This window comes from Halogeometricum sp. CBA1124, assembly GCF_009741955.1.
Taxonomy (GTDB): domain Archaea; phylum Halobacteriota; class Halobacteria; order Halobacteriales; family Haloferacaceae; genus Halogeometricum; species Halogeometricum rufum.
The window spans coordinates 1-7,638 of sequence record NZ_WPCD01000177.1; the positions used below are offsets into that span (position 1 = coordinate 1).

The 7,638-nt window shown below is 67.9% G+C and carries 4 protein-coding genes and 1 pseudogene; all 5 read right to left on the minus strand.

Features of this window, described 5'->3' with window-relative positions; all coding sequences use genetic code 11:
• Positions 1-35 precede the first annotated feature (35 nt).
• Positions 36-1,286 carry an Ig-like domain-containing protein gene (locus GJ632_RS22370; RefSeq protein WP_231751635.1) on the minus strand — a complete coding sequence of 417 codons (1,251 nt, stop codon included), beginning with the start codon at positions 1,284-1,286 and terminating at the stop codon, positions 36-38.
• Between the two features lie 1,087 nt (positions 1,287-2,373).
• Positions 2,374-2,583: pseudogene (locus GJ632_RS24080) on the minus strand (PKD domain-containing protein); the annotation flags it as partial.
• Positions 2,580-3,995: a sorbosone dehydrogenase family protein gene (locus GJ632_RS16965; protein WP_191453570.1), complete on the minus strand. Its 1,416-nt coding sequence runs from the start codon at positions 3,993-3,995 to the stop codon at positions 2,580-2,582. The gene GJ632_RS16965 and the pseudogene GJ632_RS24080, both read right to left, overlap by 4 nt.
• Before the next feature lie 278 nt (positions 3,996-4,273).
• Positions 4,274-5,719 carry a sulfatase gene (locus tag GJ632_RS16970; RefSeq protein ID WP_089811219.1) on the minus strand — a complete coding sequence of 482 codons (1,446 nt, stop codon included), beginning with the start codon at positions 5,717-5,719 and terminating at the stop codon, positions 4,274-4,276.
• Between the two features lie 158 nt (positions 5,720-5,877).
• Positions 5,878-7,638, minus strand: a 1,761-nt coding sequence (locus GJ632_RS16975) for a class I SAM-dependent methyltransferase (RefSeq protein ID WP_231751636.1), incomplete at its 5' end; no start/stop codon positions are given.

Below are 7,638 nucleotides of genomic sequence, written 5' to 3' on the forward strand. Positions count from 1 at the left end.
GCGTTCGCCGACGCCGACGTTCGTCGCCGACAGCGTCAGGTTCGACACGCGGAAGGCGCCTCCTCGTCGGCGGAGGGGACGGAGCCGCTACTGCCGGAACTCCCCGACGGACTGGACTGCCGAGACGGTCTGTCGTCGTCATCGTCGTCACCGCCGCCACCGCCGCCGGGGTTCGCCGGCGGGTTCGACCCGCCGCCGTTACTGTCGTCACCGTCGTTCCCGTTGCCTCCGTCGTTACTGCTGTCGTTCTCGTTGTCCCCATCGCCGCTACTGTCGTCGCTCCCGTCGGACCCGCCGTTGTCTGGCACCGGCGCGGTGGACTCGTTCACGTCGACGAACACGAACGTCGGCGCGGAGCGGTTGCCGCTCTCGTCCGCGACGGTGTACTCTATCAGGTCGTCGCCCGTCGCACCGCCGTCGTGGCGGTAGACGAGTTCGCCGTTCGTCACCGTGGCAGTACCGAACTCGCCGTCGCCGTCGATGCGGAGCGTCTCCGCGTCCACGTTCGCGGAGTCGTTCGCGAGGACGTCAACGGTGACTTCGCCGCCGGGGTCGACCGACGCGTAGTCGTCTCTGGTCTCGGGCGTCCCGTCGTCCGCCGGTGCGGCCGCCTCGGCGGTCACTTCGACGGTGGCGACGTTCGAGACGGCGCCGTCGCCATCCGCGACTTCGTAGGTGAACGAGTCGGTCGTCGCGCCGTCGCCGGTGTGCGTGTACGTGACGGTGCCGTCGCCGTTCGTCGTCACCTCGCCGGCGGCGGGTCCGTCGACCACCGTCACCGAGGCGTCGTCGACTGCGCCGTCGGCGTCACCGTCGTTCGCGGTGACGGGTATCTCGACGCTCTCGCCGGCGGTGACGGTCGCGGCGTCGTCGTTCGCCGTCGGCGGGGCGTTGGCCTCGCTGATTTGGTAAGTGAGGTCCACCGTCGCCGGCGCGGATTCGGAGCCGTTCGCGTCGCTGATGGCGACGGTGAACGCGTCACCCGTCGCGTTCGCGTTCGTCGTGGTGTACGTCACGGACCCGTTCCCGGGGTTCGTCACCGTCCCGTTCGTCGGTCCCTCGACCACGCGGACGCTCGACGCGTCGACGTCGCCGTCGTCTGTCGCGCGCGAGGTCACGTCGACGACCTTCTGCCCGCCGGTGTAGGTGACCGAGATGTCGTCCAGTCGGGGCGGTTCGTTCGCGCCGTCGGTCCCGACGTACTTCGCCGCGAGGTAGTTCTGGACCTGTCGCCGTTCGGTCTCCGAGAGGGCGCGGTCGTAGACGAGGACGGCCGACACCTGCATCTCCGTGTAGGGCGGCGGCGTTATCTCGCCGCCGACGACGAACCGCTTCGGGTTCGTCTGACTGGTGCGTGCCGCTGTTTAGCTGCTGGCCGTTCGCGTACTGGGTGAACTGTCCGCCCTCGTAGACGACGGACTGGGTGAGCCACCCGGCGCCGAGGCCCCGTCGGTCGGCGGGGAAGTCGTTGCCGCCGCCGAAGCCCTGCACGGTCAGCATGCCCTCGTCGTCCACGACGAGGCCGAACGCCCGGTTCGAGGCGGCGGCACCGTACGCCGCGCCGCCGAAGCCGCCGCCGTTGTCGGTGTAGTTGGCGACGAGGAACATCGTCCGGTTCTCGTCCCCGGCGGGGAAGCCGATGAGACCGGTCCGCCGGAGCACGTCGTCCTCGCCGTCGAAGGCGACGGCGGCGGCACCGTCCGCGCCGCCCGCGACGAACTGGGGTGCGCCCGCGGCGTCCAGGTCGTTCCCGTTCCCGGACGCGTCGGTCCACCCGGTCACGGCGCTCCCGTTCGTCGTCACGCCCGCGTCGGCCTCGTAGTGGCCGACCAGTCCGCTCTGGGGGAGTCCTTCGCACGACCCGGCCGCCTCGTACCGCGCGGTCAGCGTCGCGTCCGCGTCGGGGACGGTGTACGTCCGCGTGCGGTCGGTGTCGCCGTCGCTCCAGTTGGCGAACTCGTACGTCGTCCCCTGCCGGCAGACCGATTGCGGCGCCGACAGGCTGTGTTCGTAGCCGATGACCGTGTCGAACGTGTAGCCGCCGTCCGTCGATTCGGGCGACCCCTCGACGTCCACGGGGACGCCGTCGGGCTCCGTCCGGAGCGTCACGTCGACTTCCTCGGGCCGTATCTCGACGCTCTCCGTCGTCTGCAGGCCGTCGGAGTCCGTGGCGGTCACCGAGATGGTGTAGCCCACGTCACCGGTCGTCGGATGTCCCGTCGTCGGCACGTCGAACGTGAAGGACTCGCCCGTGGGGGTGCTGTCGGGGTGGATGTGCGCGTTGTGAGCGAGGCGGACGGACCACTCGATGGCGTCGCCGCTCAGTTCCCCGTCCTCCGGGTCGGTGACGTTCGCCGTCACGTCGATGGACTCGCCCGCGCGGAACGTCGACCCGTCCGCGGGCGACGTAATCTCCACGTTCGGTGCGCCGCCGGCGCTGACCGTCGTGGTGTCCGACTCGACCGTCGCGTTCCCGTCGGTCACCTCGACGTAGGCGTCGTACGACCCCGCGTTCTCGTACGTGTGAGTGACGCTCGCGCCCTCGGCGGACGTGCCGTCGCCGAAGTACCACGTGTACGTCAGGTCGTCGCCGTCGGGGTCGCTGGCGGACGCTCGAACGTCACGTCCAGCGGTGCCGCGCCGGACTGTGGCGTCACGCTGGTCGAGTCGATGCTCGGGACGGTGTCGGCGTCCGTGCCCTCGTAGACGTAGCGGATTATCGACCCCTCGCCCGTCTGCCCGATGTAGTTGGTGCCGTACAGGGCGCCGTCGGGCCCCGTCGTCATCGAGACGATGGCGCCCGCCTGCCGGGCGAAGTTGTAGCTCGCTCCGACCTCGGTGCCGTCGTCGTTCAGCGTGAGGTACTTTATCCAGCCGTCGTTGTAGTCGCTGTAGAACAGGACGTTGTCGTACTCGTCGGGGTAGGCGTCGCCGGTGTAGACCGGACCGACGGTGACGGCGGCGCCGGGACGGAAGCCCGACTCACCGTGCGAGTAGGTGTAGAGGGGGTCCGTGTACGAGGGGTCCTCGCACGTCCCCTCGCAGTCGGGCCAGCCGTAGTTCGCGCCCTTCTGCCCGATGTTGATGTCCTCTTGCGACTCCGGCTCTTTGTTGCCGCCGACTTCGCCGATGTAGAAGTTCCCGTTGGGGGCGAACTTCGCGCGGTAGGGGTTCCGGAGGCCGGACGCCCATATCTCGCCGAGCGTCTCGGGGTCGCCGTCGTTCGCGTACGGGTTGTCCTGCGGGATGGAGCCGTCCTGATTCAGACGGATGACCTTCCCGTCGGGCACGGAGAGGTCCTGTGCGCGCCAGCCCTGGAACTCGTCGCCGGTCGTGATGTATATCTTCCCGTCCGGGCCGACGTCGAGGCCGCCGCCGAAGTGACAGCAGACGATGGAGTTCCCGGCCCGAATCTCGTTCCGCCAGAGGATGGCGTCCTCTATCGACTCGCCGGCCGGTTCGCCCCGACTCGCCGTCCCGCCGCCGTTCTCCACGTGTTCGAACTTCGCGAGGACGTTTCGCGGGTCGGTGTCGACCTTCTCCTCGGCGTTCGGGTTCGCGAGTCGCGTGTAGTAGAGGTAGAACTCGCCGCTCTGCTGGAAGTCCGGGGCGAGTGCGATGCCGAGGAGTCCGCGTTCACGCTGGGACTCGATGCTGTCGACGTTCTTCAGGTCGAGATACGTCTCGGCTCCGCCGTTCGTGTCCGGGTCGTCGATGAGTATCTCGCCGCCCTGCTGGATGACGAGCATCCGGCCGTCGGGGAGGAAAACGGTCTCTGTCGGTCGCTGGAGTCCGGAGAGGACCGTCTCCTTTCGGAACGCGTCGGAGTCGGTGGCCCACTCGTTCGAGCCGTCGGTGCCGCCGCCGGCCGTGTGGTCGTCGTGCGCCGCCGCGGGTCCGGCGGCGAAGACGACGCCCGCAGTGATGGAGGATGTGAGTGTCACGATGGCCAAGAGAACGGCCAGTGCGCGCTGTCGGGTGTCTGAGCGAATCATGGATAGACTGCGTTGGCCAGTTGACAGGGAGCCGGCACCCAAAGTTAGCCACGACAATCTCAGACCCGCCGCCGATAACGGCTCTCTGAACTTCCGAACGTCACGATAAAACGCCGTCCTAACAGTAACCGTACTCTAGAAGACCGCATTTGGATAATTACTCTAATTACGCACTTTCAATTTTCTCTACTGGTACGTTGCCCGGACGCGGGCGTCGTCACGCGGCCGACGAACTCGACGGGTCGCCGGCGACCTGCGGACGCGACGCGACGGCGCGGTTACAGGTAGCCGAGGTCGGCGAGGTGGTCCTCCATCTGCGAGGAGAGTTCCACCTGGTTGGCCGCCTCCCGGTCGTCGTCGTCGAACCGCTTGTCCGGCAGCATCTCGTCCAGTTTGGCCTCCATCTCGGCGGCGACGTCGGGATGGTCGTCCGCGACGTTCGTCTCCTCGTCGGGGAGGGCGAACAGTTCCGTCCGGTCGTCGCTGCGCTGGAGTTTCCACTCCGCAGAGCGGATGCAGTCCACCGCGCCGGCGTGGTACCGGCCGATGTCGCAGTCCGGGTTGTGTTCGAGGATGGTGTCCAAATCGTCGAGGCGGGGACCGCGTTGCATCAGCGCGTAATCGCGCGTCTCGCGCGTCAGGTCCACGCCCTGGAACTGGCTCGTGTCGCCGCCGACGGCACCGACCAGCGTCTGCATCACGTCCACGTGCTGGACGATACCCTCGGTGACGCGTTCGGGGAAGTTCATCCCGTACGTCACCATCGGCACCTTCGTCAGACCGTCGTGCAGGGTGAGGTTGTGCCCGAGGACGCCCTGTTCGCCGAACAGTTCGCCGTGGTCGCCGGTGACGACGAACACCGTCTTCTCGTCGGTGTTCCGGCGCACGTGGTCGAACAGTTTGCCGACGAGGTGGTCCGTGAACGCGAGTTCGGCGTCGTAGACCGCCGTGAGCGCCGCACGCTCCTGGTCGGTGAAGTCACAGCCGTGGGCGACCTCTCGCCAGATGTTGTTCGTCAGTTCCTTCGCCGTCTCGATGGCCTCCTTCGGCGTCCCCTCGAACTCGCCGAGGAACCGCTCTAACAGCGACAGCGGTGGGTTGTACGGGTGGTGGGAACTGTTCATGTGCGTGTAGAGGAAGTACGGGCGGTCCTCCTCGTCCGCCGAGAGGTCGTCCACCCACTCGCACAGCGACTGACACTGGTAGTACGGCGGGAGACACTGCGCGTGGTAGATGGGTTCCGTCTCGAACCCGGCCCCCGTCGAGGTGAACTCGCGGAGGTACTTCAGCCCGGCCCGCACGCCCCGCGGCGAGAGGAAGTCGTCGCGGTTCGGATTCGCCTTGAACCGCTCGAACCCGCGGTCCAGTCCGGTCACGTCGCTTATCCACGGGTTCGTGCTGAACCCGGCGGTGGCGTAGCCCGTCGCACTCAGCAGTTCCGGCACCGTCTGCAGGTCCTCGGGGAGGCGGCGGACGTCGCGCGTGTTGGCGTGGCCGACGCCGTGCGTCGTGAGGTACGTCCCCGTCAGAATCGACGACGAGACGGCGGGCGTCCACCGGGCGTGCGAGAAGCAGTTGTCGAACGACCGCCCGTCGCGCAGGTCGGCGATTCGGCGGAGGTTCGGCGTCGTGTCGCGGTGGTAGCCGCCCACGGAGGTGTGGTCCGCGCGGACGCTCTCCAGAGAGATCCAGATAATGTTGGGTCGTGACTGCGTCTGCGTCATCGTGGTGACCGATGGGACGGTCCCGCGCCGGATAGTTATAGGCGGGCTACGGCTTCGAGCGTGCCGATTTCGGCGGAATCAGGGTTTGTGAAGGAACGGCACGACGGGATTCGAAGTCCCCGCCCGGTGGCGCGGACGCGCCGCGGTGGACGACGGCGTCAGTCGATGGTGCCGTCGAGCAGGTGCGTCAGTGCCATCACGTACGACCCCACCTCGTACGTTCCCTTGTACTGCTGGTCGCGCCACCCGCGCGTGAACTGCCGGTTGTCCATCCGGCCGTCGACGGTCACTTGCCGCATCGGGACGCCGATACCCGACACGTCGACGAGGTCCCGGCCGGTGCCGTTCGTCTCGAATATCCACGCCATCGCGCGGCGCACCTCGTGGGTGTAGTCCTCCTCGCCGCCCGCGTCGTCGTAGTGCGCGACGGCGTTGACGAAGAACGTCTGGTGACACTCGTACAGGTAGTGCCAGTACGGCGTCTGCGACGTCAGGCGGTTCCGTATCTCGCCGGGAACGCGGGCGTAGGCGGGCAGGTCCTCCCAGACGAACGCGCCGTCCTCGCGCATTCGGTTCTCGATAGTGTAGTCGAGGGCCGACTCCACGTCAGCGAGGTAGCCCGTCTGTCCGGTCACCTCGATGGCGCGGGAGAGCGCCCAGCAGGTGTACATCTGGTTCTGGTGCCGGCGCGTCGTCGCGTTGTCGAAGTGGAACAGGCCCTCGGTGTCGCGGCGGTCCGACACCTCGGCGAGGCCGCGTTCGACGAACCCGCGGACGCGTTCGTCCGTCGGGTCCGCCTCGAGGAGGTACGTCGCGCCGTAGAGGACGAGACTGTCCTCGGCGTGGTCGAACTCGACCGTCTCCGCGGCGTGGTCGAACAGCGTCCGCGCCGAGTCGAGGTACGACTCGCGTCGGTCCTCGAACACCGTCGCGGCCGTCGCGTAGGCCGACAGCAGGGGGCCGAGACCGTAACTCGGCATCTCCTCGGGGAGTTCGCCCGACGCGATGTGCTCGTCGAAGTACTCGAACTCGCGATGAATCTTCTCGTCGTGGCGGTCCGACCCGACGGGCGACGCCCGCCAGTTCATCACGCCCATCATCGCCATCGTGGCGTAGCGCCACTCTCTGCTCTCGTCGCGCGACCACGTCACGTCGTCGCCGTCGAACTCGTAGTTCAGCGCGCGGATGATGGAGTCGGTCACCTCGTCCCAGAAGCCGTCCTCCTTCGTCGGGCGGAACAGGGCGTCGACGCCGCGTTCGAGGTACGACTCGAACTTCATCGGCCGCACCGCGAGGACGATGTAGGAGGCGCGGGACCACATCTCGCGGTCCGTCAGTTCATCGGACAGGCGTTCGGAGACGGTGACGAACCGGTCCTGTAGGTCCTCGGGGAGGGAGTTGACGAGGAGGTGGAGGCGGCGGGGGTACTGAAACAGGAGGTCGAAGTCCGCGAGGTGCCAGTCGGGGGAGACGACGTCGAGTGCCTCCGCGGGTTCGTAGAACCGGTTGTTCCCGTTGGCCGCGTAGGGTGACCGCGGCGTCGGCACGGAGAAGACGTAGAGACCGTCGGACGTGGTGACGCGGTGGACTTCGTCGGTCAGGCCGGCCACGTCGAGGAACTTCCAGTCGTAGGGGCCGATGCACACCGCGCCGTCGAAGTGGTCGTCCGGGAACGGCAGGCGCGGGGCCTCGGGTTCGGTGACCTCGTAGGTGTCGACGCTGTCGCCGAGTTCCTCGCGGGCCGTCTCGCTGGCGCCGGCGGAGAAGTCGAGGCGGACGACTTCGTCGGCGTCGAGGCCGGCCGTCAGCGTCGACTCGGACGCGAGGTCCAGCACCCGGTCGCGGTGACCGAGGTGGTCGAGTTGCGGCGACGCGTTCGGGCGTCGCGGAGGTACTGCATGTTTCGGCCCGACCGGGGG

What these genes read in the sequence shown, in the direction of transcription:
- GJ632_RS16970 (WP_089811219.1), bottom strand. Translation starts at nt 5,719, where the DNA reads ATGACGCAGACGCAGTCACGACCCAACATTATCTGGATCTCTCTGGAG.
- GJ632_RS16965 (WP_191453570.1), bottom strand. Translation starts at nt 3,995, where the DNA reads ATGATTCGCTCAGACACCCGACAGCGCGCACTGGCCGTTCTCTTGGCC.
- GJ632_RS22370 (WP_231751635.1), bottom strand. Translation starts at nt 1,286, where the DNA reads ATGCAGGTGTCGGCCGTCCTCGTCTACGACCGCGCCCTCTCGGAGACC.